The organism is Chitinophaga sp. 10T418 (genome assembly GCF_056394125.1).
This window is the reverse complement of the sequence record NZ_JBFTHG010000001.1, coordinates 697472-722624: the sequence shown is the minus strand read 5'-3', so window position 1 is coordinate 722624 and position 25153 is coordinate 697472. Positions and strand designations below refer to the sequence as shown.

20 protein-coding genes are annotated in these 25153 nt (G+C 45.1%); 6 read left to right on the top strand and 14 right to left on the bottom strand.

Features of this window, described 5'->3' with window-relative positions:
• Positions 1 to 16 precede the first annotated feature (16 nt).
• Positions 17 to 742: a ribonuclease H-like domain-containing protein gene (locus AC1DCV_RS03025; protein ID WP_477021769.1), complete on the bottom strand. Its 726-nt coding sequence runs from the start codon at positions 740 to 742 to the stop codon at positions 17 to 19.
• Between the two features lie 101 nt (positions 743 to 843).
• Here AC1DCV_RS03025 and AC1DCV_RS03020 point away from each other — a divergent pair, with 101 nt between their 5' ends.
• A complete protein-coding gene (locus AC1DCV_RS03020) occupies positions 844 to 1806 on the top strand; it encodes a hypothetical protein (RefSeq protein ID WP_441572287.1) in 963 nt (320 codons plus the stop codon).
• Between the two features lie 486 nt (positions 1807 to 2292).
• Complete coding sequence (locus tag AC1DCV_RS03015; RefSeq protein ID WP_477021768.1) at positions 2293 to 2688, top strand: response regulator; 396 nt, start codon at positions 2293 to 2295, stop codon at positions 2686 to 2688.
• Between the two features lie 124 nt (positions 2689 to 2812).
• Here AC1DCV_RS03015 and AC1DCV_RS03010 read toward each other — a convergent pair whose 3' ends face one another.
• Positions 2813 to 4456, bottom strand: coding sequence for an ABC-F family ATP-binding cassette domain-containing protein (locus tag AC1DCV_RS03010; RefSeq protein WP_441572289.1), 1644 nt, complete (start codon positions 4454 to 4456; stop codon positions 2813 to 2815).
• A gap of 302 nt (positions 4457 to 4758) precedes the next feature.
• Between AC1DCV_RS03010 and AC1DCV_RS03005 the strand changes: the two genes are divergently transcribed.
• The gene (locus AC1DCV_RS03005; protein ID WP_477021767.1) at positions 4759 to 5421 is read left to right on the top strand and encodes a carbonic anhydrase; all 663 of its coding nucleotides are present in this window, start codon (positions 4759 to 4761) and stop codon (positions 5419 to 5421) included.
• A 2-nt stretch (positions 5422 to 5423) separates the two neighbouring features.
• A complete protein-coding gene (murI, locus tag AC1DCV_RS03000; RefSeq protein WP_477021766.1) occupies positions 5424 to 6242 on the top strand; it encodes a glutamate racemase in 819 nt (272 codons plus the stop codon).
• 67 nt (positions 6243 to 6309) lie between these two features.
• On the opposite strand, the gene AC1DCV_RS02995 is transcribed toward murI, so the two are convergent.
• From AC1DCV_RS02995 to AC1DCV_RS02960, 8 genes are all read right to left on the bottom strand, one after another.
• On the bottom strand, positions 6310 to 8436 hold the full coding sequence (locus AC1DCV_RS02995; RefSeq protein ID WP_477021765.1) for a S9 family peptidase: 2127 nt from the start codon (positions 8434 to 8436) through the stop codon (positions 6310 to 6312).
• A gap of 59 nt (positions 8437 to 8495) precedes the next feature.
• Positions 8496 to 9881, bottom strand: a complete 1386-nt coding sequence (locus AC1DCV_RS02990; RefSeq protein WP_477021764.1) for a Gfo/Idh/MocA family protein — start codon at positions 9879 to 9881, stop codon at positions 8496 to 8498.
• A 258-nt stretch (positions 9882 to 10139) separates the two neighbouring features.
• Positions 10140 to 10904 carry a succinate dehydrogenase/fumarate reductase iron-sulfur subunit gene (locus tag AC1DCV_RS02985; RefSeq protein WP_133810154.1) on the bottom strand — a complete coding sequence of 255 codons (765 nt, stop codon included), beginning with the start codon at positions 10902 to 10904 and terminating at the stop codon, positions 10140 to 10142.
• 63 nt (positions 10905 to 10967) lie between these two features.
• Positions 10968 to 12941 (bottom strand): fumarate reductase/succinate dehydrogenase flavoprotein subunit, encoded by a 1974-nt coding sequence (locus AC1DCV_RS02980; protein ID WP_441572294.1) that lies wholly within the window; start codon positions 12939 to 12941, stop codon positions 10968 to 10970.
• Between the two features lie 19 nt (positions 12942 to 12960).
• The gene (locus tag AC1DCV_RS02975) at positions 12961 to 13644 is read right to left on the bottom strand and encodes a succinate dehydrogenase cytochrome b subunit (RefSeq protein WP_477021763.1); all 684 of its coding nucleotides are present in this window, start codon (positions 13642 to 13644) and stop codon (positions 12961 to 12963) included.
• A 186-nt stretch (positions 13645 to 13830) separates the two neighbouring features.
• Positions 13831 to 14394 carry a hypothetical protein gene (locus tag AC1DCV_RS02970; RefSeq protein WP_441572296.1) on the bottom strand — a complete coding sequence of 188 codons (564 nt, stop codon included), beginning with the start codon at positions 14392 to 14394 and terminating at the stop codon, positions 13831 to 13833.
• A 35-nt stretch (positions 14395 to 14429) separates the two neighbouring features.
• Positions 14430 to 15248 carry an N-acetylmuramic acid 6-phosphate etherase gene (gene murQ / locus AC1DCV_RS02965; RefSeq protein WP_477021762.1) on the bottom strand — a complete coding sequence of 273 codons (819 nt, stop codon included), beginning with the start codon at positions 15246 to 15248 and terminating at the stop codon, positions 14430 to 14432.
• A 19-nt stretch (positions 15249 to 15267) separates the two neighbouring features.
• The gene (locus AC1DCV_RS02960; protein ID WP_477021761.1) at positions 15268 to 16116 is read right to left on the bottom strand and encodes a BadF/BadG/BcrA/BcrD ATPase family protein; all 849 of its coding nucleotides are present in this window, start codon (positions 16114 to 16116) and stop codon (positions 15268 to 15270) included.
• A 214-nt stretch (positions 16117 to 16330) separates the two neighbouring features.
• Between AC1DCV_RS02960 and AC1DCV_RS02955 the strand changes: the two genes are divergently transcribed.
• Entirely contained in the window at positions 16331 to 17935 is a 1605-nt protein-coding gene (locus tag AC1DCV_RS02955; protein WP_477021760.1) for a S41 family peptidase, read from the top strand.
• Between the two features lie 471 nt (positions 17936 to 18406).
• Here AC1DCV_RS02955 and AC1DCV_RS02950 read toward each other — a convergent pair whose 3' ends face one another.
• From AC1DCV_RS02950 to AC1DCV_RS02940, 3 genes are all read right to left on the bottom strand, one after another.
• Entirely contained in the window at positions 18407 to 19150 is a 744-nt protein-coding gene (locus AC1DCV_RS02950) for a hypothetical protein (protein ID WP_477021759.1), read from the bottom strand.
• A gap of 353 nt (positions 19151 to 19503) precedes the next feature.
• On the bottom strand, positions 19504 to 21624 hold the full coding sequence (locus tag AC1DCV_RS02945; protein WP_477021758.1) for a carboxy terminal-processing peptidase: 2121 nt from the start codon (positions 21622 to 21624) through the stop codon (positions 19504 to 19506).
• A 210-nt stretch (positions 21625 to 21834) separates the two neighbouring features.
• Entirely contained in the window at positions 21835 to 23052 is a 1218-nt protein-coding gene (locus AC1DCV_RS02940) for a PQQ-dependent sugar dehydrogenase (protein WP_477021757.1), read from the bottom strand.
• A gap of 180 nt (positions 23053 to 23232) precedes the next feature.
• On the opposite strand from AC1DCV_RS02940, the gene AC1DCV_RS02935 reads away from it, so the two are divergent.
• Positions 23233 to 24489 (top strand): MFS transporter, encoded by a 1257-nt coding sequence (locus AC1DCV_RS02935; RefSeq protein WP_477021756.1) that lies wholly within the window; start codon positions 23233 to 23235, stop codon positions 24487 to 24489.
• A 97-nt stretch (positions 24490 to 24586) separates the two neighbouring features.
• Here AC1DCV_RS02935 and AC1DCV_RS02930 read toward each other — a convergent pair whose 3' ends face one another.
• A complete protein-coding gene (locus AC1DCV_RS02930) occupies positions 24587 to 25081 on the bottom strand; it encodes a YkgJ family cysteine cluster protein (protein WP_477021755.1) in 495 nt (164 codons plus the stop codon).
• Between the last annotated feature and the right edge of the window lie 72 nt (positions 25082 to 25153).

The following is a 25153-nucleotide window of genomic DNA, read 5'->3' as shown; positions in this document are numbered from 1 at the left end:
CTTTTAGCAGGTGCTTTTATTTTACGATAATTATATCTTCTTCTTTGAGTGCCGGCACACGTTTAAACTTCAACAGCAGCTGTGCCACAGCCAGCACATCTTTCTGGCAATAGGCGGCAATGCGTTCCAGGTCTTTCTGTTCCCAGTATACTTTGGCTACCATGCTGCCGTCTATATCGTCTTTAGGTGTGTCAATGCCCATAACAGCCGTCAGCAGTTTCAGGGAGATATAATGTTTAAAGTCCCCGAAACGCCACAGATGCAGGGTGTCCAGCATGGGAATTTCCCAGGGTTTGAAGCCATGCAGCTGTAAAGGCTGCGGCAAAGATAATTGATGGATAACAGACCTCCTGCAAATAAAAGGAATATCAAATTCTTTAATGTTATGTCCGGCGAACTGAAACCGGGGGTGTTTCGCATAGAACTTATTAATTAATTCTAAAAAACCAGATAGCACAACTGATTCATCATCATTATAAAACGATTTCAGCCGTAAAGTATAACGGTTATTTTCCAGGCTGAAGAAGCCCGCGGAAATGCACACGATTTTGCCGAATTCGGCGTAGATGCCAGCCCTGTCAGCGTATGCCGAATCCTCATTTCCGGAAACTGGCGCAGTTTTTGCAATTTTGTCCCGCCAGAGCTGTTGCATATCATCAGATAATTGCTCCAAGGCTGGAGCAGCCGGGGTTGTTTCTATGTCCAACAGTAATAATTGATCTAACGCAATATTTGGAAGCACGATTGGAAAACTGTTTTATATCTGTTATAAAATAAGAATATTATAAGTACTTTTGAATAACAATTTTTAACCATATAACAATAAACATAAAACTCACAACTATGACGGAGAACACATTTAACACCCCTGCGCCGGGCTCACCCGGACCAGAAAAACCACGTAGCCGCAACGGTCTAATTTACGGTATTTTAATCGCAGCATTAGCCGGCACGTGGATATATATGTTATACGATAAGAACAAAACCAGCGATCAGATCGTACAAAAAAACACACAGATAGATTCTATCTCTTCTTCACGTGACGCCTTACAACAGGAATATAATGCAGCCAATGCCCGTTTGGATGATCTGATTTCACAGAACACCCGGATGGATAGTCTTGTTAAAACAAAAGATAAGGAAATACAGGATATGAAAGCCAGGATCTCCAGTATCCTGACTAACAAAAATGCTACACAGGCACAGCTGGCAGAAGCCCGCCGTTTGATTGAGCAACTGAAAACCAATATCGAAGGCTACCAGCAAACAATTGAGCGCCTGGAAGGTGAAAAAATTGTGCTGGCAGGAGAAAGGGATGTAGCGCGTAAAGAACGCGACTCTGTGTCTACTGTTAAAGACAGTCTGAATAAAAAAGTAGACCTGGGTTCTGTATTGCATGCTTCTAATATCAAGCTGCTACCTATCCGTGTTAAGCACAACGGCAAAGAGGTAGAAACCAGCAAAGCGAAACGTGCAGATATGATGCGTGTAACCTTTGATCTGGATGATAACCGTATTGCTCCAACCGGCGACAAAGAAATTTTTGTTGCGATCACCGCTCCTGATGGTGCGCCATTAGCAGTAGAAGCACTGGGTTCCGGTCGTTTTACACTGGAAGATGGTACTGAAAAGTTATATACTGCCAAGAAAACAGTGGCTTATGTAACTGGTCAGAAACAAACTATCAGCATGGACTGGAAACAGAATTCTGATTTCAAACCAGGCGATTATGCAGTAGAGATCTATCACAATGGCTTTAAAATTGGCCAGGGAAAAGTGACCTTGAAAAAAGGAGGATTGTTTTAAGGCATAGAGCAAAAAGCGAAAAGCAAAAAGCTATTAAAGCGAATGACCTGAGCGGATATTATTCCTTTGCTCAGGTCATTCGCTTTAATAGCTTTTTGCTTTTCGCCCTCAGCTTTAAGCTCTTTTTTGGTGTTTTTTTCACTTATCTAATTTGTTAATGATTAGTTATTGACAAAAAGATATATATAAAAATAAAATTAAATTAACGTTCTTTGCTACCACAATTAAAGATAGCCGGAGGCCACTGTGTTCCCAGACCAATGCTTGAGAAGAAGAATGTGACAGGCAAATTATAATGCCCGATTAAACCCGCGTTTACAGTAATGGATGACTGATTTCAGTAGCTTGTTATACCTGGAGTCACTGGTCTTATTTTGCGGTAAAACGGTATCAATGCAATGCGATTCTTCCCTTAAACTATCGTCTTTGGGGTGTGCCCTTTTGTTATTTAACGGATAAGATAAGAAGCCCAATTAAAACCGAAGCATGGAAGACATGAGTAAAATAGTGTACGTTGTAGATGATGATGAAATTTTTCATTTCATTATCAAAAAAATGTTGGGGCAGCAAAGCAATCACCTGGTAGTTACCTCTTTCCTTTGCGCAGAAGAAGCACTGGAACAGCTTTCAAGTGATCCTCAGCCTACATTGCCCTCTCTTATTATTCTTGATATGAATATGCAGCGGATGAACGGATGGGATTTTATTGAAGCATACAGAGGGTTAAAAACATCTCTCAAAAATACAATTCCGATTATCATGTGCTCCTCCTCCGTGGACGTAAGGGATATGCAAAAAGTACAGCATACACCGGAATTGATGGCTTACATCACCAAGCCACTTGATAAAAATAAACTCAAGGTAATAGAGGAATATTTGTAAAGAGCATAAAGCGAAAGGCATAAAGCAAAAAGCTATTAAAGCGAATGAAAAAAGCGGGATAATATTCGCCTTGATCATTCGCTTTAATAGCTTTTTGCTTTATGCTTTTCGCTTTATGCTTTTATTATGCCAGTACTGCGTTACCGTACATTTCTTCACGCAAAGTCTTCACACGCTCATCTGCCAGATACTCATCAAAGGTCATCAGTCGATCGATGATGCCTTTAGGTGTCAGCTCAATGATACGGGTAGCTACTGATTGCATAAAGGTATGGTCATGTGTGGTGAATAAAACCACGCCTTTATAGTTGATCATGCTTTCGTTGAAAGACTGGATAGACTCCAGATCCAGGTGGTTGGTAGGCTCATCGAGTACCAGTACGTTAGGATCCTGCAGCATCATACGGCTGGTCATGCAACGTACTTTTTCACCACCGCTCAATACGGAAGTTTTCTTCATAATTTCATCTCCACCAAATAACATTTTACCCAGGAAACCACGCAGGAATGGCTCATCCACATCTGTAACGTGTGGTGGTACATACTGGCGTAACCAATCCATCAGGTTCAGGTCTTTATTGGTAAAGAACTCGGCATTATCATTGGGCAGGTAAGCACTGGTAACAGTGGTACCCCACTCAAATTTACCGCTGTCTGCCTGCGCTTCGTTGTTGATTACCTGGAAGAAAGTAGTGAGGGCCAGGTGATCTTTAGACAGGAAAGCAATCTTATCTCCCTTGTTAACAGAGAAGGTTACATCTGTAAAGAGTTTGCGACCATCTACCAGTTTCTCCAGCTTTTCTACGTTCAGGATCTGGTTACCTACTTCACGCTGTTGCTTGAAGATGATACCCGGATACTTACGGTTGGAAGGCTGAATATCTTCCACCACCAGTTTTTCCAAAGCTTTCTTACGGGAAGTAGCCTGTTTACTTTTGGAGGCGTTGGCACTGAATCGGGCGATAAAGTCCATGAGGTCTTTACGCTTATCTTCCATTTTCTTGTTCTTATCAGAAATCTGACGGGCCATCAACTGGGATGATTCGTACCAGAAGGTATAGTTACCACTGAAGATCTGGATCTTGGCACGATCCACATCCGCCACATGCGTACATACGGCATCGAGGAAGTGACGATCATGCGATACAACAATCACGATATTCTGATAGTCAGCCAGGAAGTTTTCCAGCCAGCCAATTGTTTCCACATCCAGGTCATTCGTAGGCTCATCCAGCAACAGGATGTCCGGATTACCGAACAGGGCCTGTGCCAGCAAAACACGCACCTTCAGACTACCGGCAATATCTTTCATCAGTGAACCGTGTACTTCTTCTTTTACACCCAGATCGCTCAACAGCACGCCTGCATCACTTTCTGCGGTATAACCACCCATTTCACCATATTCTGCTTCCAGTTCACCGGCACGCATACCATCTTCTTCGGTAAAATCTTCTTTGGCATAAATAGCGTCTCTTTCCTGCGCTATTTTCCAAAGCTTGCTATTACCCATTAATACGGCATTCAGTACTGTAACCTCATCAAATCCAAAGTGATTCTGCGAGAGAACGCTCATGCGCTCACCCGGAGTGATTTCCACAGTACCTTTATTCGGTTCTATTTCACCGGACAATATCTTCAGAAAAGTAGACTTCCCTGCTCCATTGGCCCCAATCACACCATAACAGTTCCCTTTTGTGAAATTGAGGTTTACTTCGTCAAACAATACTCTCTTACCAAAAGAGAGCGTTACGTTTTTAACACTGATCATGCTGGCTATGTAAATTTTGAAGCTGCAAAGGTACAGATTTTATGCGGGCTTTCCAAGCAGATAAGGATCTTCACATGATAACAAAACAACATGCACAATCGCCATTGCAATAGCTTTTTATATATTCATTACTCCTTAAGCAGATAATATTACCTCACAATCAATAACTGGAGAAGATACCAGCCACAGATCCTGCCCAAAGGAAACAGTTGCGGGATACCTTCTCCATCATTTCATAATACCTACCGATCAGGAGTATATACTTTCTATGCGTATCTTTAGCGCATAAAAATTAATACAGGATGACAGCATATAACCAGATATTTGAGAACAACAAGGTTTGGGTAGCTTCCAAATTGGCCACAGATGCGGAGTTTTTCGACAAGATGGCGGATTCACAGAAACCAGCCTATCTGTATATTGGTTGCAGCGACAGTCGTGTTCCCACTAATGAAATCATGGGACTGGAAGCAGGAGAAGTATTTGTTCACCGTAATATTGCTAATCTTGTACCCAATACCGATCTCAACGTAATGGGCGTGATCAACTACGCAGTGGTACACCTGGAAGTAAAACATATCATTGTTTGCGGACATTACAACTGCGGTGGTGTGAAATCCGCCATGCAGGCCAAAGACCTCGGTATTCTGAATCCCTGGCTGCGCAACATCCGCGATGTTTACCGTCTTCATATGGATGAATTAAATGCTATAACGGATGAGCATACACGCTATAATCGCCTGGTTGAGCTCAATACCCAGGAACAATGTATTAACGTCATCAAAACTGCCGCCGTACAAAAATCTTATGTAGAGAAAGGTTATCCAACGGTTCACGGCTGGGTATACGATCTGAAAAACGGTATGCTGAAAGACCTGGAAATAGACTTTGAAGGCGTACTGCATGAAATTCAAAAAATTTATGACTTAACAGGCTCCGGCCTGATGCAAAAAGACAGTGAATAATCATGGGTCCTATTGGCGTGTTTGACTCCGGCTACGGCGGATTAACAGTACTGAAAGAAATCGTAAGAGAACTCCCGGCATACGACTATATCTACCTGGGAGATAATGCCCGCGCACCTTATGGCAATCGCGGCTTTGATACCATTCACGCCTATACGCTGGAATGTGTACAAAAATTATTTGACCTGGGCTGCCCGCTGGTGATTATTGCCTGCAATACCGCCTCGGCAAAAGCACTCCGCACTATCCAGCAAAAAGATCTTCCCCTGATAGCACCGGATAACAGGGTGCTGGGCGTTATACGTCCAACCTCTGAAATGGTAGGCACCATCACGCAAACCGGGGAAGTAGGGATTCTTGCTACCAACGGTACGGTATCTTCTGAATCTTATCCTCTGGAAATTCATAAATTTTTTCCGCACGTAAAAACCCATCAGCTGGCCTGCCCGATGTGGGTGCCCCTGATCGAAAACAATGAACACGAAAGTGATGGCGCGGATTATTTTGTGAAAGAATACCTGGAGAAAATATTGTCGGAATCTGCAGATATAGATACACTGGTATTGGGTTGTACCCACTATCCCCTGCTGATGAAAAAAATCAAACAGTTTTTACCCGGTGGTATTACGCTGCTATCTCAGGGTAAAATTGTCGCATATAGCCTGAAAGACTATCTGAAGCGTCATCCTGAAATGGAAAGCAGGCTGAGTAAACAACAGCAACAACAATTTTATACCACAGATGATCCGGCTATTTTTGACAGGATGGCGGAGATATTTTTCGGGAAAACAGTTACGTCTAAAAAGATGTTGACAAAGTAATATTAACATCGCTATAAAAAGGAAAGGCCGGAATTAGTTCCGGCCTTTCCTTTTTATATACTTCTTCTTATTTCCCTTCCAGCTTTAGCAGAAAGGCATAATCCAATGCCACTTCATGCAAGGCTTTGAACCGTCCGGAAGCACCGCCATGGCCGGCTTCCATATTGGTATGCAGCAGTAATAAGTTGTGATCTGTTTTCAGCTCTCTCAATTTGGCCACCCATTTTGCTGGTTCCCAGTATTGCACCTGTGAGTCGTGCAAGCCGGTAGTAACCAGCATATTCGGATAAGCTTTAGCCGTTACATTATCGTAAGGGGAATACGACTTCATATAATCGTATGAATCCTTATTTTTTGGATTGCCCCATTCATCGAACTCACCGGTCGTTAATGGAATGGTTTCATCCAGCATGGTAGTAACCACATCTACAAAAGGCACCTGCGCCACTATACCGTGAAATAACTGCGGCTGCATATTCGCTACTGCACCCATCAGCAGGCCACCAGCGCTGCCTCCCATGGCATACAAGTGCGCGCTGTCAGTATAGTGCTGTTCTATCAGGTAATGCGCGCAGGCGATGAAGTCTGTGAAAGTGTTTTTCTTTTTAAACATCTTACCATCTTCATACCATTGCCGGCCCATTTCCTGGCCACCACGAATATGCGCGATCGCAAAGGCGAAACCACGGTCCAGCAAGCTTAACAGGCCGGAGTCGAAAGTAGCATCCATGCTATTACCATAGGAACCGTAACCGTATAACAGCAGCGGACCTTTCCCGTTTTTCTCAAATGTTTTCCTGTACACTATAGACACCGGAATCTTAGTGCCATCTGTTGCAGTAGCAAAGAGTCTTTCGGTAGCATAGTCTTTGGGATCATAACCACCCAACACTTCCTGCTGCCGCTTCAATTCGCTTTTACCTGTTTCCAGGTTATAGTCATACACAGAATTGGGCGTAATCATGGAAGTATAGTTATACCGCAACTCTTTACTATCCATTTCCGGATTATTACCTACAGAAGCAGTATAGGCTGCTTCCGAAAAAGGCAGGTATTTATCCGTATGCGTTTTATCATTGATCACCCGGATCAGCGTTAAGCCCCCTTTTCTTTCTTCCAATACGGTGAAGTCCTTAAATAGCTGAAGGCCCTCCAGTAATACATCCGGACGATTGGGGATCAGCTCTTTCCAGTTCTGCCGGGAAGTCTTATCCAGCGGGGATTCCATCAAGCGGAAGTTGAGTGCATCCCAGTTGGTAACGATATAAAATTTATCATCGCGATGATCGATGCTATAGAGCATTTCTTTTTCGCGGGGCTGAAATACACGGAATGCATCGTTTGGTTTGGCGGCATCGAGGATACGGCTTTCAGACGACAATGTACTTTCGCTGTTGATAACGATATACTTTCCTGATTTGGTTTTTGACACGCTGACATCAAAGGTTTCATCTGCTTCGTGATACACTTCTTTGTCTGCCGCGGTTCCCAGCGTATGCCGCATGATCCGGTCGCCACGAAGCGTAACGGTATCTTTGCGGGTATAAAACAAGGTTTTATTATCACTGGCCCAGGTGCTGGCTGCCGTTGTTTCCGGGATGACATCGGTGAGTACCTCGTTTGTTTCCAGGTTCTTGATATGAATGGTATAACGCCTGCGGCTTACCGTATCTATTCCGTAGGCCAGCAACGTGGCATCCGGGCTCACACTCATACCGCCTACATGGCAATATGGATGTCCTGCAGCCAGGTCGTTTACATTGAGTATTACCTGTTCAGCAGCTTCCAGGCTGCCTTTTTTACGGCAGTATACCGGGTATTCTTTGCCTGCTTCAAAACGGGTATAATAATAGTAGCCGTTTTTCAGATAGGGCACGCTCATATCTGTTTCTTTGATGCGTGACTTCATCTCTTCAAAAAGCTTTTCCCGCAGTTTTTTCTCCGGCGACAGGATAGTGTCCAGGTAAGCATTTTCCGCGTTGAGCCATGCCAGCACTTTGGGGTTCTCGCGGTCATTCATCCAGTAATAATTGTCGATGCGCTTATCACCGTGGATACTGAGTTCTTTAGCTATCTTTTCTGCCACAGGGGGTTTAATATCAGCCTGATCATTCATAGTATTCTTCTTTTCATTACAAGACAAAAGGACCGTTCCCAAAAGCAACAAAATATTACCCTGGAAGTTCTTAAACATAGGAGATAGTTTTAAATAGTATGGTAAATGTAAACAGGTCTACAAATTACGAATTCTCTTTACACTATTTTCATGTTCACCGGATCCCAATGTACCAGTTTCTTACTAAAATAACTCTCATTGGTGAGCAATGCGGGTCCTGCGGCCCGAAGACCAAATACGGCGTCTTCCACTACCGCTTTGCCGGTGCGCATAGATTCAAAGAAGTTGGTGAAATGTTCCAGTCTGTCGTCATAGCCTTTAGGGGCTGCGTAAGCGCTGGATGTTTCTATCGCGTTTCTTTTATCTGCCGGGTATTTGGCGTTATACTCCTTTACGTAGGCAGCCTGTTGTGCTTTCGTAAAAGTATTGTAAGTATCCCAACCGCCATAGCCGGGCGCTTCAGGCAGTTTATGTTTCTTTATTTTAAAATCGTTCCAGCCCAGTTCCAGCACACCTTCCGTACCAATGAGGCGGGTATATTCGCCTCCACCACTGCCATCTGCAAAGTTAACGCGCAGTGTCATCTGGAAAGAAGGATGTTCTTTTGTTTCGGGGTAGTCGAAAATAGCGACTACGGTATCAGGTACATCGCGGCCATCTTTCCATTGTACCAGGTTGCCGCTGGCATAGATGGTAGTAGGGCCAAGTGATCCGGTGATGAAGTGCAGACCGGAGATGAGGTGTACGAAGAGATCGCCGGGGATGCCGGTGCCATAGGCCTGGTAGTTGCGCCAGCGGAAGAAGCGTACCGGATCAAAAGGTAATTTGGCCGTGTCTTTCAGGAAAGTATCAAAGTCGATGGTAGCAGGAGAAGCATCCGGCGGAATGGAATACTGCCAGGCACCCAATGCGCTATGGCGATCCATCCTGGCTTCTACCACGTTGAGCTGGCCTATTTCGCCGGCCTGGTAACGTTTACGGGCCTCCGCTAATGCAATGCTGCTCACGCGCTGACTGCCCACCTGGAAAACAGCTTTCGTACGCTTTTGCGCAGCAATTACTTTATGTCCTTCTTCTACCTGCTGGACCATTGGTTTTTCGCAGTATACTGCCTTACCAGCCTCCATGGCTGCAATGGCAATAGTATCATGCCAGTGATCCGGCGTAGCTACAATGATAGCATCTATATCTTTTCTTTTCAGTAGTTCGCGGTAATCGCGGGTGGTATATACCTGAGGACCAAATACATCTTTTACACGGGCGAGGTGGCCATCATACAGGTCGGCGGCGCCAACGAATTCTACACCGGGTACTTTCACTGCGGTTTCCACATCCCCAAATCCCATGATTCCCATGCCTACGCAGGCAATGCGTATTTTATCGTTGGGAGAAATTCTTTTTTCGGGCTGCAACAACTGCACATGTTCGGACTCTTTTGCCATGGCCGCCAGCTGGCCAATTCCCAGCAGCGCTGCCGTGCTGCCGATGTGTTTGATAAACTTTCTGCGTGATTGTTCTGACATATATTGTTATTTAAAACAGGTTGCGTGGAAAAAACACATGATAGTAAAAAAATTTAGAAAGATGAATTTCCTGGGATGAGCGGAGGGTGGATATATGTCTTGTCCAGGATGATACTGATTCAGCTGATTTCCCGGATTTTTTTTGGTGCAGGAAGATGAAAAAAGCGAAGACAAAAGTGGATAACTCCACCTTCATCTTCGCTTTTAAATAAAATATAGTCCCGAAAATCAGTATAATCCTGAGTAAAACAAACGTTGTTATTTCTCAGAAGAAAAACCTGCACCGATAAACTCCCTGTTAAGACGAGCGATATTGGTGAGAGAAATTTCTTTTGGACATTCTGCTTCGCAGGCGCCGGTGTTGGTACAGCTACCAAAACCTTCCTTATCCATTTGTGCCACCATGTTGAGAGCACGGGATTGTTTTTCAGGATGGCCCTGTGGCAGCAATGCCAGCTGGGATACTTTCGCAGATACAAACAGCATCGCAGAGGAGTTTTTACAAGCCGCTACGCAGGCGCCACAACCGATACAGGCTGCCGCAGCAAATGCGAGATCTGCTTTGGTTTTATCTACCGGTAAACAGTTGGCGTCCTGTGCGTTACCTGTATTCACAGAGATATAACCACCAGCTTCAATGATACGGTCAAAAGCAGATCTGTCAACCGTCAGGTCTTTTACTACCGGGAATGCACCTGCTCTCCATGGTTCTACCGTGATGGTATCGCCATCTTTAAAAGCGCGCATGTGCAACTGGCAGGTAGTGGTTCCATCCCATGGACCGTGAGCACGGCCATTGATATGCATGGAGCATGCACCACAAATACCTTCACGGCAATCGTGATCAAATGCTACTGGTTCTTTGCCTTCGTTGATCAGCTCTTCATTCACCACATCAAACATTTCCAGGAAAGACATTTCAGAAGAAATGTTTTTAGCCTGTAATGTTTCAAAGTTACCCTGAGCATTTTTGTTCTTCTGCCTCCACACTTTTAATGTGAGGTTCATGTTATAATGTTCCATATACCTTGGACAATTATTTGATTTATAATCCTGGTCAACTGTTAAACAGCCGGCCAATAACCATTATTTGTAGCTACGTTGAGTAGGTTTACATTCTACGAATTCCAGCGGTTCCTTGTGCAGTTCGTACTGGCCTTCGCCTTTGTATTCCCATGCAGATACATAGCTGAAATTCACGTCATCACGTTGTGCTTCCCCTTCATCGGTTTGTGATTCTTCGCGGAAGTGACCACCACAGGATTCGCGGCGGTCCAGTGCATCGAGACACATCAATTCGCCCAGTTCCAGGAAGTCGGCCACACGACCTGCTTTCTCCAGCTCAGGGTTAAATTCATTTGCTTCACCGGGAACACGTACGTTACTCCAGAATTCTGCACGCAACGCTTTGATTTCTTCGATCGCTTCTCTCAGACCTTTTTCATTACGCGCCATACCGCATTTATCCCACATGATCTTACCGAGTCTTTTGTGGAAGAAATCAACGGATTTGGTGCCCTTGATCGTCATGAATTTATTGATCGTTGCTTTTACTTTATTTTCTGCTTCCACAAATGCAGGGTGATCTGTAGGGATCGCCTTGGTACGGATTTCATCTGCCAGGTAGTTACCCACAGTGTAAGGAATCACGAAGTAACCATCTGCCAGCCCCTGCATCAGTGCAGATGCGCCGAGGCGGTTAGCACCGTGATCAGAGAAGTTAGCTTCTCCCAGGGAATATAAACCCGGAACGGTAGTACCCAGTTCGTAATCCACCCAGAGTCCACCCATGGTGTAGTGTACTGCAGGATAAATACGCATTGGTAATTCGTAAGGATTTTCACCGGTGATTTTGGCATACATGTCGAACAGGTTACCATATTTCTCGGCTACTACTTCTTTACCCAGTTTAATGATTTCTTCTTTAGAGACGTTGCCCATCTGGCGTTTACCTACTTCGATGCTGCCATAACGTTCAATAGCTGCGGCGAAGTCGAGGTATACCGCCTGTTTGGAAGTACCTACACCATAACCGGCATCACATCTTTCTTTTGCTGCACGGGAAGCCACGTCACGCGGAACGAGGTTACCGAAGGCAGGATATCTTCTTTCCAGGTAATAATCCCTTTCTTCTTCCGGAATATCGCTGGCTTTACGGGTATCGTTTTGTTTTTTAGGAACCCAGATACGACCATCATTACGCAGTGATTCTGACATGAGGGTCAGTTTAGACTGGTGATCGCCGGAAACCGGGATACAGGTAGGGTGGATCTGTGTGAAGCATGGGTTAGCGAAGTAAGCACCGCTTTTGGTGGCTTTCCATGCTGCCGTTACGTTAGATCCCATGGCGTTGGTAGACAGGTAGAATACATTACCATAACCACCACTGCAGATCAGTACCGCATGACCGAAGTGACGCTCCAGTTCACCGGTCACCAGATCACGTGCAATGATACCACGCGCTTTACCATCAATTTTCACGATGTCCAGCATTTCGTGGCGATTGTACATCTTCACGTTGCCCAATGCTACCTGGCGCTCCAGTGCAGAGTATGCACCGAGCAGCAGCTGCTGGCCGGTTTGACCTGCGGCATAAAAAGTACGTTGTACCTGTGTACCACCGAAAGAGCGGTTACTTAACAGGCCACCGTATTCACGTGCAAAGGGAACACCCTGTGCCACGCATTGATCTATAATATTACCGCTCACTTCTGCCAGACGATGTACGTTGGCTTCGCGGGCGCGGTAGTCACCACCTTTTACTGTGTCGTAGAATAAACGGAAAACAGAGTCACCATCATTCTGATAATTTTTTGCCGCATTGATACCACCCTGGGCAGCAATACTGTGTGCGCGGCGTGGACTATCCTGAAAGCAGAATGCTTTTACTTTATATCCCAACTCACCTAATGAAGCCGCTGCGGAAGCGCCGGCCAAACCGGTACCAATGATGATCACTTCCAGATTGCGCTTATTGGCAGGGTTCACCAATTTACAATGTCCTTTGTAGTCTTCCCATTTGGAATTTAATGGTCCGGCAGGAATTTTTGCGTCAAACATATATCCTTACTTTACAGAATTATTTGAAATAAATATAAACGGGTATGATAGCAAAACCAATAGGGATTGCTATTCCAAACAGCCAAACACCAATAAAGCTGATTAAACCGTTGTATTTTTTATGATTTAAACCAAAGGTCTGACAGGCGCTTTTAAAGCCATGGATCAGGTGGAAGGATAAACCGATCATACCGATTACATACAATGCAACCAGCCAGCCATTTTTGAAAGTGTCATAAGATACAGCATACAGATCTTTCAGTGGTTCAATGCTGCCTTCATAAGTGCGGGTAGGCATTTCACCATAGTGAAACCGTCCCCAGAAGTTAACCAGGTGGATGACGATGAAGATAAGGAGAATGCTTCCCATGATGGCCATCTGACGGCTGAACCAGGAAGATGTCTGGTTACCCGGATTAACGGCGTATTTCACCGGACGGGCTGCTCTGTTGCTGAATGTGAGCTGCAGCGCAATGAATGCGTGCAGTACGATCACAATTTTCAGCCCCCAGGCTATAAACTGAATCAGGCTGTTGTGTCCCATAAACGCAGCATATGCGTTAAAGGCTTTGCCTTCATCGTTGTACAACAGCTGGAAATTACCTGCCAGATGTACGATAACAAAACTGCAAAGAAACAAGCCGGTAGCACCTACCAATAACTTCTTACCGATAGAGGTATTAAAGAACTGTGACCACTTCATAAGTAAAAATCTAAGCTTCCTAGTATAAAAAGATGATTGAAATGTCGGGCAAATTTAACGCAGGAAAAATAAAAAAAAATGATATTTATCAGGTTTCACAATGCATAAACTGCCGGTTAAATATATTAAGGCATGGTTATCAGGCATTCACGCATGATATCTTTCATTTTGTAATGAAAATTAATATTATTCTAAACGCTTCAGCATGATGTTATCCACCATGTTAAACAGATGCAAAGGCTGATATGTTCGCCATTTATCATCATCTAACAGGTGAACATAATAGTGCAAACGTGATCTTTCAAACTCTTCGCGTGTTTGTACCGGCATATTCAGACTAACGATCCAGCCGCCATCATCGCGGATATCTTCCCACCACTCTTCATAATAGCAATCGTCTGAAGAATGGAAGTTCATGACATTTTCGGTGATGAGAATAAATTTAGTGATGCCCTGTGCGATGAGTGTATCGATGATATTTCGTTTCATCGTCATGATATCATTGTCTATAGCATCATTCCATTCTCCCAATAATTCTATAATGGCAAAATTGAACTGGTAGTCCGTAAACAGGATTTTCATGTATAAGTTGCGTGAACCAAATTCATCCCATTGTGGATGTATATAATAGTTATATACCGAATTGGAATATTCGAATTCACTATATTCCCTTCCATAAAAAGGAGAATACTCATCTTCTTCTGCGGTGTATAAGTGCCGCCAGTTGTAATATGGCTCTATGTTATGCATACCTGGTTTATCGATGATGCAAAGGTCTGGTTAAATCATTTTTTCACAAAATCGTCTACTGCTTTTTTTACGCTGCCCGCTTTCAGCAATAGTTCCTGGGCCTGTTGATAGTCGGTAAGTGACAACTGTTCCATCAGCATTTTCACGCCGCGGTCCACCAGCTTCTCGTTGCTGAGTTGCATATTCACCATTTTATTATCTTCTACCCTCCCCAACTGTATCATTACCGCGGTAGAGAGCATGTTCAGCACCAGCTTCTGCGCAGTGCCACTTTTCAGCCGGGTGCTGCCGGTAACAAACTCCGGGCCTACCACTACCTCCACCGGGAAATCGGCGGCAGCAGATACCGGCGTATCGGGATTGCAGCTAATGCTGCCGGTAACAATACCATGACGGCGACACTCATCCAGTGCCCCTATTACATAAGGCGTGGTACCGCTGGCAGCGATACCTACTACCACATCTTTATCTGTTATATCATGTGCCTGCAAATCTACCCATCCCTGTTTACGGTCATCTTCTGCAAACTCCACAGCTTTACGTATAGCCGTATCACCACCGGCAATCAATCCTACTACCAATCCCTGTGGCACTCCAAACGTAGGCGGGCACTCAGAGGCATCTACTACCCCCAAACGGCCACTGGTACCAGCTCCTATATAAAATAGCCGTCCACCTGCAAGCATTTTATCTGCCACGGCGGCAACCAGTTTTTCTATTTGCGGAATCGCTTTTGCAACGGCCAACGGCACCGTTTGATCTTCCTTGTTCATATCAACGAGCAACTCCGTTACACTCATCTTTTCCAGATGATTATAGTGAGATACCTGTTCCGTTACTTTTATAAATGACATATTTATCTGTTGAAAATGATTAACGATGAAATTCCAGTAAGCCGTCCATGGGAGTCCGCAACACTTTGCCCATGGGCAGTTCATAGAGTTCGCACAGCTCAGTAAGGATATCGCGGAAATGCCAGGCAATGCCACCAGTGAAGTGCAGGGCGGTTGTCCAGCTTTCGCGGTATTTATAAATGTGGTTAAAGAAGAAGTCGTTCAGGCCGTCTTCCAGGATATTCTGGATCATGAAATGTTCACGGTTTTCCGACAGGAACTCTGCAAACCCAGCCAGATAGCGGTTTGCTAACGGTTTCCGGTATACGTTTTCCAGTATTTCGTCCTTAGTGGTATGGTACTTATAATCAAAACGGGCGAGCAGGTCGTCATCAAAACTATTATAAAGGTAATACTGCAGCACCTTACGGCCCAGGTAAGCGCCACTGCCCTCATCTCCCAAAATATAACCCAGGCCCGGATTATTCTTCACAATCTCTTTTCCATTATAATAACAGGAATTGGAACCGGTGCCCAAAATACTCGCTACTCCTTCCTGGTGGCCGCAGAGTGAGCGGGCCGCTCCCATCAGGTCATGTTGCACATCTGCCTCGGCATCGGGCCATACTGCTTTTATAGCATCAGATACCAGTTTCAGATTTTTAGGCTGTGACAGACCCGTTCCATAAAAGTACACGGCGGTAACATGGCTGCCGGCAGGCAGCTGTGGCGCCAGCTCTGTGTCCAGGATCGCTTTTATCTGTTCTGCAGATTGAAAGTAGGGACTTACACCCTGTGTTTTCAAAATAAGTGGCTGATCCGCGCCCAGCACGCCCCATTCGGTCTTTGTAGATCCGCTGTCTGCTATCAACTTTATTCCAGCACCCATATCCGGTAATTTATGAAATTAAAGAATCCTAAAAGTTTGCACCTGATTTATGCTATTTTTGTCACAATTTAAACAAAAGGGTTTCATATAAACAAATAGCTCCCCTTAACTTTAAATGATGATGATACATGTATGCGGCAGATTGCTTTCCGCCAGGTGCTAATACTACATGGATAAAGATTGGTCATATAAATAGCGGGATAATAATCTGATTATGTCTAACAGGAAGTTGAATGTTTTTTTACCTCTTCTCTTTGCAGTTGTATTAGCCCTGGGAATGTTCCTCGGTCATAAAATGCCTGGATCGAACAACGGAGGAGCCACTGTGTTTTTCAATAAACCCAATAGAGGGCCCTTACAGGAAGTAATGGACCTGATCAAAGCGAAATATGTAGATTCTCTCAATACAGATGATTTACAACAGGAAGCCATAGAAGGTGTACTGGCCCATCTGGATCCCCACTCCATTTATATTCCCCCCGCAGAACTGCAACGGGTGAATGAAGATATGGAAGGCAATTTTGAAGGCATCGGCGTAGAATTCAATATCACCGCGGATACCGTAAACGTAGTGAGTGTACTGAGTGGCGGCCCGTCTGAAAACGCAGGCGTACAAACCGGCGATAAAATCCTGAAGGTCAACGACAGCCTGGTAGCCGGTAACAGCGTTACCCCGGACAAAATCCGCAAATTACTGCGCGGCCCTGCCGGTTCAGTGGTAAATACCCTGATATTAAGACAACAAAAACAAATAAAGGTCCCTATTAAAAGAGGTGTTATTCCTTTATATAGCGTGGATGCCAGCTACATGGCAGCACCGGAAGTAGGATATATCAAAATCAGTAAGTTTTCTGCCACCACCTATGATGAGTTTATGAAAGCCATCGTAGCACTGAATAAACAAGGCATGAAGAAACTGATCATTGACCTGAGACAAAACCCCGGCGGCTACCTCGATGCAGCCACCCGCATAGCGGATGAACTGCTGGAAGATCAGAAACTGATTGTATACACCAAGGGTAAAGACTTCCCACGGACCGACTACAAAACCAAACGCCCCGGCATGTTTGAAAGGGGTGCACTCGCAGTGCTCACCGATGAAGGTTCCGCCTCTGCCAGTGAAATTCTTGCCGGCGCCGTACAGGACTGGGATCGTGGTACGATTATAGGTCGCCGTACTTTTGGTAAAGGACTGGTACAGGAACAATATGATCTTGACAATGGCGGCGCGCTGCGTCTCACCGTTGCCCGTTATTATATTCCTTCCGGCAGAAGTATTCAGAAACCATACGGCAAAGGACATGACGACTATGATGATGATATTGCAGAACGCTACCATCACGGAGAACTGGTGAACAAAGACAGTATCAAAATCACAGATACCGTTCCTTATAAAACGGCCGCTGGCCGCCGCGTATACGGTGGTGGTGGTATTACACCGGATATTTTTATTCCGTTCGATACTTCCCGCTTCTCGCCTACCCTCACTGCTATTTATACCCGCAATACGTTCAGCAACTTTGCTTACCAGTATTATACAACTCACAAAGATGTATTTACACCGTATAAAGATGCCGCTGCCTTTGCCAAAAACTTCCAGCTTGGCAATGAAGTGATCAGCGATTTCAAAGTATATGCTAAAAAAGACAGTGTTCCCGGACTGGATCATATAAGTACCCGTGATGAAACGGAGATCCGTACCCGTCTTAAAGCGATGCTGGCCCGTCAACTGTACAGAACAGAAGGGTTTTATGAAACAATCAACGCAGAAGATCCAATGGTGAAGAAAGCGCTGGAAATAGTGGAGAAAGAGAAATAGTGGAGGGGATCGCCTTCGGCGATTGTCTTTGAGCAGGATTAAAATGATTTAATTAAGTTTTGTTATAAAGATTAGGGGAGATAAAAGCGGAGGATGCTTTTATCTCCCCTAATCTTTTTGTGTAGTCCCGGATCAAGTTGAAACCCTGGGGGATAGTGTAAATTTTAAGCATAAAGTTTAGTCCATCTATAAAGGATAAGTGTATTGTGATGATGTAGGCTCCGTCGAGGCTATGCTTAGGACCCGCTAAGTACCTACAGAAGCCCTGCAGGAGAGGTGGACTTGATGCGGGGGTGAGTTTCGGATGTATAACCCCGATGAAATTGCATCAGCAGACGGATGGAGGTCAGAAGTGGCCATAGCAGGGCTGCTTCAGTGTCTGGCTGTAGCTGAGGAAAGAGATCGACTATTGAAAGGAAGCAGGTATAAAGGGATTATTTATCAAAATATCTCCGGGAGGCAAGGATCGCTTTATTCCAGTTGAATGACGGCTGGATTTGCGTACGTATAGGTAAGGTTGGGTAGCAATACCTTCCGCTTTGGGTACCTGCGTTTATGAGCATGTTTGGGGACCTGTGGTGCTGCCACCGCAATAATATCGGCGGCCATGTATTGCCTGTTGCCCGATGGGCCATCCTTGTACATCGCTCTTACCTGGAAAACCGCTACCAGTGAACCTTCTCCGGGTACATCCAGCGAAACATTTGTTTCCTGAAAAGTGGTATCGGGGGCGATCATTAGCGTAACCGTTTCGCTACCGGTCACCTGACGGGATCTAAAATCAATACGCGTGGCGATAACTTTTACTTCCAGGGCAGCAATACCCTTATACCCTTCGATGGTTTGTGCGGGAATATTTAATATTCCGTTACGGAAAAGCCGGGGAGCCACCGGAAAGAATCGATCTACGCCGGTATGCTGATTGAAGCGGAAGCCTGTGATGGCGGCGTGATGATCGCCGGCAGCAATGAGTAGCTTGTTGAGCCGATTGATGTGGCCGCCGTCACAGTGAATATCCAGGTGGGGATAAAAAGCATGACGGATAAAAGCACCTTTCCTGCTGGCGATGCCAAAGCGACGGGATGCGCCGCGGGTAGCAGCCGTTTGCTGCACGCTTTGGGGCATGCTGCGCAGGAAGTAGTTACCATTGCGCTTATACCCTATGAGATTCCCGAGTTTTCCCGTAAAAGAAATGATAGACATTTGTTTTGCCATGGGAGATTATTTTGATTACTATAAATATAACATAATTCGGGGAACGTGTTTTCGGGACAGATGGAAGATTAGCTAAAGGGAGTGTATGGCGTATTGTATAATATTCAAAGATAGTGTAGCAGGGATTTGAGAATAACAAACAGGAGTGTTTGGGCATTTAGAGCATATTGAAAAAAGATGTTCCACAGCTTTTCAACCTGATCTGTAGTTCCTTATCAAATCTGCCGTTAAATAATTTGGGGAGATAGAAACGAAATAATCCGTTTCTATCTCCCCAAATCTTTATAACAAAACTCAATTAAATCAGTTTAATCCTGCTCAAAGACAATCGCCGGAGGCGATCTTATAGGCGCTTACTGATTCTTACGCTGCATTTTAGGCAATGACTGTACAATGAGATCATTCATTACATTCACTGCTTCATCGAGGTAAATATCTTTGGTTCTGATCTTGATCCAATCCTTGTTACGGGCGATTTTGGATGAATCTCCGCCAAATTTTTCGATATCAGATTTGATATTGATGATACTTAATTCCTTCACTTTATCATTTACGGCATCATATTTTTTCAGGGCAGCGGTGTTAGACTTTTGCTCTGTTTTATACGTCAGTAAGTTCAGTGAATAAGTTTCCTGTTTTTCCAGTTTCTTCAGGGTGCTCAGGTTTTCGTTGAGCAGTTTGAACGCCGGGCTGGAAGCCATTCTCTTTTCGCTATTCTTTTTCAGTGATTCCGTATTTACCGGGTTATACCAGGCAGTGAAAGCAGCGCGGGGTATTTCATCATAAGCGAGTGCATCTGAATCTTTACGTTCTGCTACTTCATAATATGGATCTGGTAATACGATATCTGAGGCAACACCTTTCAGCTGGGTAGAACCACCGTTTGCACGATAGAATTTCTGCTGCGTCAGTTTCAGGGCACCGAGGCTACCACCATCTTTTACAGGATAGAAATCATCCAGGTTAAAGAGGCGTTGTACGGTACCTTTACCAAAGGTTTGGGTGCTACCGATGATCACGGCGCGTTTGTAATCCTGCATGGCAGCGGCCATGATTTCAGAAGCCGAAGCGCTGTATTCATTTACCATGATCGCCAGCGGGCCATCATACTGTACATTTTTATCACGATCGCGTAACACTACGGCGTCACCACCTCTGGAGCGAACCTGTACTACCGGACCTTCCGGAATAAACAGGCCAGCCATTTGTACTACGTCCTGCAGGGAACCACCGCCGTTGAAGCGGAGATCCAGGATAATGCCTTCTACTTTCTCTGCTTTCAGTTTGGCTACTTCCTTCGCCACGTCTTCCGCACTGCGGGCGCCATTACGATCGTTGAAGTCAGCATAAAACTCAGGGAGGTAGATATATCCTATTTTATGTTGTCCGTTGATGATGGCAGATTTCGCGAAAGTTTCCTCTGTTACAATTTCATCACGGACGATGGTAATTTCTTTTGTAGTACCGTCCACGCTTCTTACGGTTAATCTAACCGGGCTGCCTTTTTTACCACGGATCAGTTTCACGGCGTCTTCTACCGGGTAACCGGTAATGTCTACTGATTCGCTGGTTCCCTGGGCAACTTTCTGGATTACATCGTTGGCTTTTAATTGTCCCTGTTTCCAGCTTGGGCTACCTGTTACGATGCTGATGACTCTGATCTTATCGCCTTCTTCTTTCAGCTGAGCACCAATACCAAAGAATTTACCAGCCATCTGTTCTTCGAACGCGCGTTTTTCATCAGGCGGGAAGTAGTCGGTATGCGGATCCATGGTAGTAGTGATCGCGTTTACATAAAGATTGAAGCGATCATTATCATTTTGTCTGTTTTTCAAACGCTCAAAATAGCGGTCGTACAGTTGTTTTACTTTCACACGGGCTTCTGCTTCCAGTTCGGTGTCGGTTTTAACTTTTACGCTGTCTTTCCCTTTATCTTTTTCGCGCATTTCCTGCAGGTCAGTCAGCTTTTCCAGCGTGCGGTATTTTAACACTTTGCGCCAGGCTTCCTTACGTGCATTTTCGTCTGCAGGGTAGTCTACTTTATCAGGATCTAATGTTACTTTCTCATCCACGGTAAAGTCGAATGGTTTGGAAAGTATTTCCGGATAAATAGCTGCTGCTTCCGCCACACGTTGTTTGATGAGGGTGTTGATGCTGCGGAAACAGTCGATCGGTGCACCTTTCAGCTCATCGTCAATGTGGGTGGATAATGGTAATAATTTGTCCACATCTGTTTTCAGGAAAAATTTCTTTTCCGTGTCCAGGCTACGCAGGTATTTATCAAAAACTTCGGTGGAGAATTTATCGTCTATGGGTTTGGGTTGATAATGCCCTTCTTTCAGCATCTGCCCCACCAGGTTCATGATCACCTCATAACGTCCAGGAGGATCTTCGTTATGTCCCAGCTTATTAAAAGCTAACACGCCTGCGGAGATGCTAAGTAGCACAACCGGTATAATCACTTTCAGTCTCATATGTATCTCAATTGAACGTAAACGTTGTCAAATCAAATATAAAATAAAATCACCCGTTGGTCGTGCAATTTATTTCCTTTTAACAAAAAATTGGGCCAAACGGGTGCTGGGAGAGATATGCGGCTGAAAACGGCCACATAACCGCCACGCTGCACGTTTGTAAGGCATCCGGTTAGATAACGGTTAAAGTATGCGGAATGTTGAATAGGGCTAATCTTTCACCAGTTTGTAGACCGCTCCTTTGAAACCATCCCTGCCGGAGGTGCTGGTGAGTACATAAAGTTCGCCCTGTTCATCCTCTCCCCAGCTGAGTATCTGCATGTTATCGGCAGGCAAGCCAGACAATTGCAGGGTGTCTCGTTCCCATTTATTCCCTTTTGACTCCAGTACAAAGGCTTTCCCGTTGTAGTCCCCAAAAACGTATAGTCCCTGCAGTGAAGGGATTGCGCTGCCGCGGTACACGTATCCACCGGTGATACTTATCCCCAGATCGTGGCTGTATTCGTGGATAGGGGCTATCAACTGTGATTTATCGGTGCCGGCAGACACCTGGTAATCATGAAAGCCTTCCATGATGCGCCAGCCGTAGTTGCCTCCTTTTATGATGATGTCCACCTCTTCATACTTATCTTGTCCAACATCTCCAGTAAACAGCATTTTGCTCTTCCTGTCGAAGGAAAAGCGCCATGGGTTGCGGAGACCATATGCCCATATTTCAGGCCTGGCGCCGGGCTGGTTTATAAAGGGATTATCTGCAGGCACTTTATAGGGTGTGCCATCGACATTTATTCTTAATATTTTGCCGAGTAAGGTAGTAAGATCCTGTCCATTACCCATAGTACCATGTTTATCTCCACCACCACCGCCATCACCCAAACCTATATACAGGTAACCGTCCGGGCCAAACTGCAGCTGACCACCATTATGATTGGATTCTGGTTCATCTACTTCCAGCAATACCCTGCGGCTGGACCGATCAGCAATATTGGGGTTGCCGGCAGCCACCGTAAATTCTACCAGCCGGCTGGTATGATTGAATCCTTTCTTTGTTGTGGGGGCGCTGTAGTACACATAAAATTTATGGTTTCTTCTGAAATCGGGATGGAAAGCCATTCCCAGCAACCCTCTTTCATCATAGCCGGGATTCACGGAGATCATATCACTGCTAACATCCAGGAAAGGAGTGGGTAATTGCCTGTTTTGCTGTACGATCCATACTTTCCCTTCTTTCTGACAAAAAAACAACCTGCCGGAGCCATCACCAGGTACTGCCATGTTTACGGGAGATATAAACCCATCTGTCACCAGCTGCAGCTTCGCTTTACGGACCGGTGGCGCCATCTCTTTTTTGGCGTCGCTGCCCGCGCAGGCGACCTGCAGGAACACTACCGGTAATAAGGCCCGGAAAATCATGGAATATAGTTTCATAGTGCTGCGGTATTTATGCAGACTAAATATAAAGCTTTTAGCCATTAGCTTTTAGCTGTTAGCTGTTAGCAAATGCAGCGGAGATGATATTGTGTTGGTCTTCGCTGCATTTGCTAACAGCTAACAGCTAAAAGCTAATGGCTAAATGCTATTTTGTATCTTCGCAAAAAACACATCAGGTTGGACACAACGGCACCGAAAAAGAACGACCCATACGCTTCGCTACGCTTTACGGAATTCAATTACTACCTTGTTATCCGCTTTGCGCTTGTATTTGCACTGGCGATGCAGTTTGCCATCATCGAATGGAAAGTATATGAAATCTCTAAAGACCCTTTCTCACTTGGATTGATTGGTTTGTCTGAAGTGATACCGGCAGTGTTGCTATCGCCTTTCGCGGGGCATATGGTAGACAAGCGGGAGAAAAGGGGCATGTTGCTTAAATGTGTGATTGCCTATATTTTTATCAGCTCAGGATTGTTCCTGCTTACCTGGGATCGTGCAGTAGTGGGTATTTCCACACACTGGGTGCTCAACCTGATCTATCTGCTGGTATTTATGGGCGGCGTTGTACGCGCCTTTACCAGTCCTTCTAACTTTACTTTAATGTCGTTGCTCGTACCGCGGGAATTATACGCCAACGCCTCTACGTGGAGCAGCTCCGCATGGCAGATAGGTGGTGTAATGGGGCCAGCGCTGGGTGGACTATTTATTCACTGGTTTGGGGTACACTGGTCAATGTTACTGGTAGTGTTTATATTCCTTGCGCCGTTATACAGTTTAATTAAAATAAAGCCCAAGCCCATTTACTATAAGTCGAAGGGAGAAAGCTTTGTGACCGGGCTGACCGAAGGGATGCGTTTTGTATGGAAAACCAAGGTGGTATTGAATGCGATGGCACTGGACATGTTTGCCGTATTATTTGGTGGCGCAGTAGCGATGTTGCCGGCATTTGCCACGGATGTACTGCATGTGGGTTCCCTTGGCTATGGCCTGCTACGCTCTGCACCCGCAGTGGGCGCCCTGGTAACCATGTTTATCCTGGCACATAAGCCATTGGTCTACAAACCTGGTATTAAGTTGCTGGCAGCGGTTTTCGGCTTTGGTTTAACGATTATACTTTTTGGCCTTTCCACCAGTTTTTACCTATCGATATTTGCCTTGCTGATCAGTGGTGCCCTGGATGGTATCAGTGTCATTATCCGTCAAACCATTCTGCAGTTAAAAACCCCTGATGATATGCGTGGGCGGGTAGCTTCCGTTAGTTCTATGTTTGTGGGTTCATCCAATGAGCTGGGAGCTTTTGAGAGTGGCTTTATGGCCAGAGCGATTGGGTTGGTGCCTTCGGTAGTATTTGGAGGTTGTGTTACACTGGGGGTAGTCATTACAACTTATGTTATTTCGCCGGCTATGCGTAAGCTGGATTTGAAAGCGTAGCTGTTAGCTATTAGCTGTTAGCAAATGCAGCGAAGATGATATTGTGTTGGTCTTCGCTGCATTTGCTAACTGCTAACTGCTAATAGCTAAAAGCTTCCTATAATTTCATGGACTCTTTCAACTTTTCCAGTACATAATAAACGGCGGGGCAGGTAGTGCTGTTTTCATACGTAATTTTCGGACGTTTGAAGAAGTCGTAGCTATCTGTGTAGGGATAGTTGGCGCAGTCGCCCGGGCGTACATCGTAGATGCCGCAGTAGTTATCTGCTCCAAGGAATGGGCAGGGCGTGAATTTCACCACATAGTCCTCATCCTTATCCAGTCGGAGGTAAGTTTCTATAAAGTCGCCTTCCTTCATACCCAGGTGCTTTGAAATGCGCCTGATATCAGGGCCTTTGAAGCGGGGGCTGATGGTTTTACAGCAATTGCCACATTGGAGGCAGTCAATTTTACTGAATGCTTCCTCGTGGAGATCTGGCAACAGCTTCTCCACCCCTTTACCGCGACGGGTTTGCAGTTTCGCGAGGAACTGTTTGTTAGCCTTTTGCTTATCCTGGGCTTTCTGTTCCCAGTCTTCTAATATTTTGCTCATTTGATGCAAAGATAGGTAATTAGTAGATGGACAAAATCATGACATAAACGTAGTTTAACTATCTATCATTTA

What these genes read in the sequence shown, in the direction of transcription:
- AC1DCV_RS03020 (WP_441572287.1), top strand. Translation starts at nt 844, where the DNA reads ATGACGGAGAACACATTTAACACCCCTGCGCCGGGCTCACCCGGACCA.
- AC1DCV_RS03015 (WP_477021768.1), top strand. Translation starts at nt 2,293, where the DNA reads ATGGAAGACATGAGTAAAATAGTGTACGTTGTAGATGATGATGAAATT.
- AC1DCV_RS03010 (WP_441572289.1), bottom strand. Translation starts at nt 4,456, where the DNA reads ATGATCAGTGTTAAAAACGTAACGCTCTCTTTTGGTAAGAGAGTATTG.
- AC1DCV_RS03005 (WP_477021767.1), top strand. Translation starts at nt 4,759, where the DNA reads ATGACAGCATATAACCAGATATTTGAGAACAACAAGGTTTGGGTAGCT.
- murI (WP_477021766.1), top strand. Translation starts at nt 5,424, where the DNA reads ATGGGTCCTATTGGCGTGTTTGACTCCGGCTACGGCGGATTAACAGTA.
- AC1DCV_RS02995 (WP_477021765.1), bottom strand. Translation starts at nt 8,436, where the DNA reads ATGTTTAAGAACTTCCAGGGTAATATTTTGTTGCTTTTGGGAACGGTC.
- AC1DCV_RS02990 (WP_477021764.1), bottom strand. Translation starts at nt 9,881, where the DNA reads ATGTCAGAACAATCACGCAGAAAGTTTATCAAACACATCGGCAGCACG.
- AC1DCV_RS02985 (WP_133810154.1), bottom strand. Translation starts at nt 10,904, where the DNA reads ATGGAACATTATAACATGAACCTCACATTAAAAGTGTGGAGGCAGAAG.
- AC1DCV_RS02980 (WP_441572294.1), bottom strand. Translation starts at nt 12,941, where the DNA reads ATGTTTGACGCAAAAATTCCTGCCGGACCATTAAATTCCAAATGGGAA.
- AC1DCV_RS02975 (WP_477021763.1), bottom strand. Translation starts at nt 13,644, where the DNA reads ATGAAGTGGTCACAGTTCTTTAATACCTCTATCGGTAAGAAGTTATTG.
- AC1DCV_RS02970 (WP_441572296.1), bottom strand. Translation starts at nt 14,394, where the DNA reads ATGCATAACATAGAGCCATATTACAACTGGCGGCACTTATACACCGCA.
- murQ (WP_477021762.1), bottom strand. Translation starts at nt 15,248, where the DNA reads ATGTCATTTATAAAAGTAACGGAACAGGTATCTCACTATAATCATCTG.
- AC1DCV_RS02960 (WP_477021761.1), bottom strand. Translation starts at nt 16,116, where the DNA reads ATGGGTGCTGGAATAAAGTTGATAGCAGACAGCGGATCTACAAAGACC.
- AC1DCV_RS02955 (WP_477021760.1), top strand. Translation starts at nt 16,331, where the DNA reads ATGTCTAACAGGAAGTTGAATGTTTTTTTACCTCTTCTCTTTGCAGTT.
- AC1DCV_RS02950 (WP_477021759.1), bottom strand. Translation starts at nt 19,150, where the DNA reads ATGGCAAAACAAATGTCTATCATTTCTTTTACGGGAAAACTCGGGAAT.
- AC1DCV_RS02945 (WP_477021758.1), bottom strand. Translation starts at nt 21,624, where the DNA reads ATGAGACTGAAAGTGATTATACCGGTTGTGCTACTTAGCATCTCCGCA.
- AC1DCV_RS02940 (WP_477021757.1), bottom strand. Translation starts at nt 23,052, where the DNA reads ATGAAACTATATTCCATGATTTTCCGGGCCTTATTACCGGTAGTGTTC.
- AC1DCV_RS02930 (WP_477021755.1), bottom strand. Translation starts at nt 25,081, where the DNA reads ATGAGCAAAATATTAGAAGACTGGGAACAGAAAGCCCAGGATAAGCAA.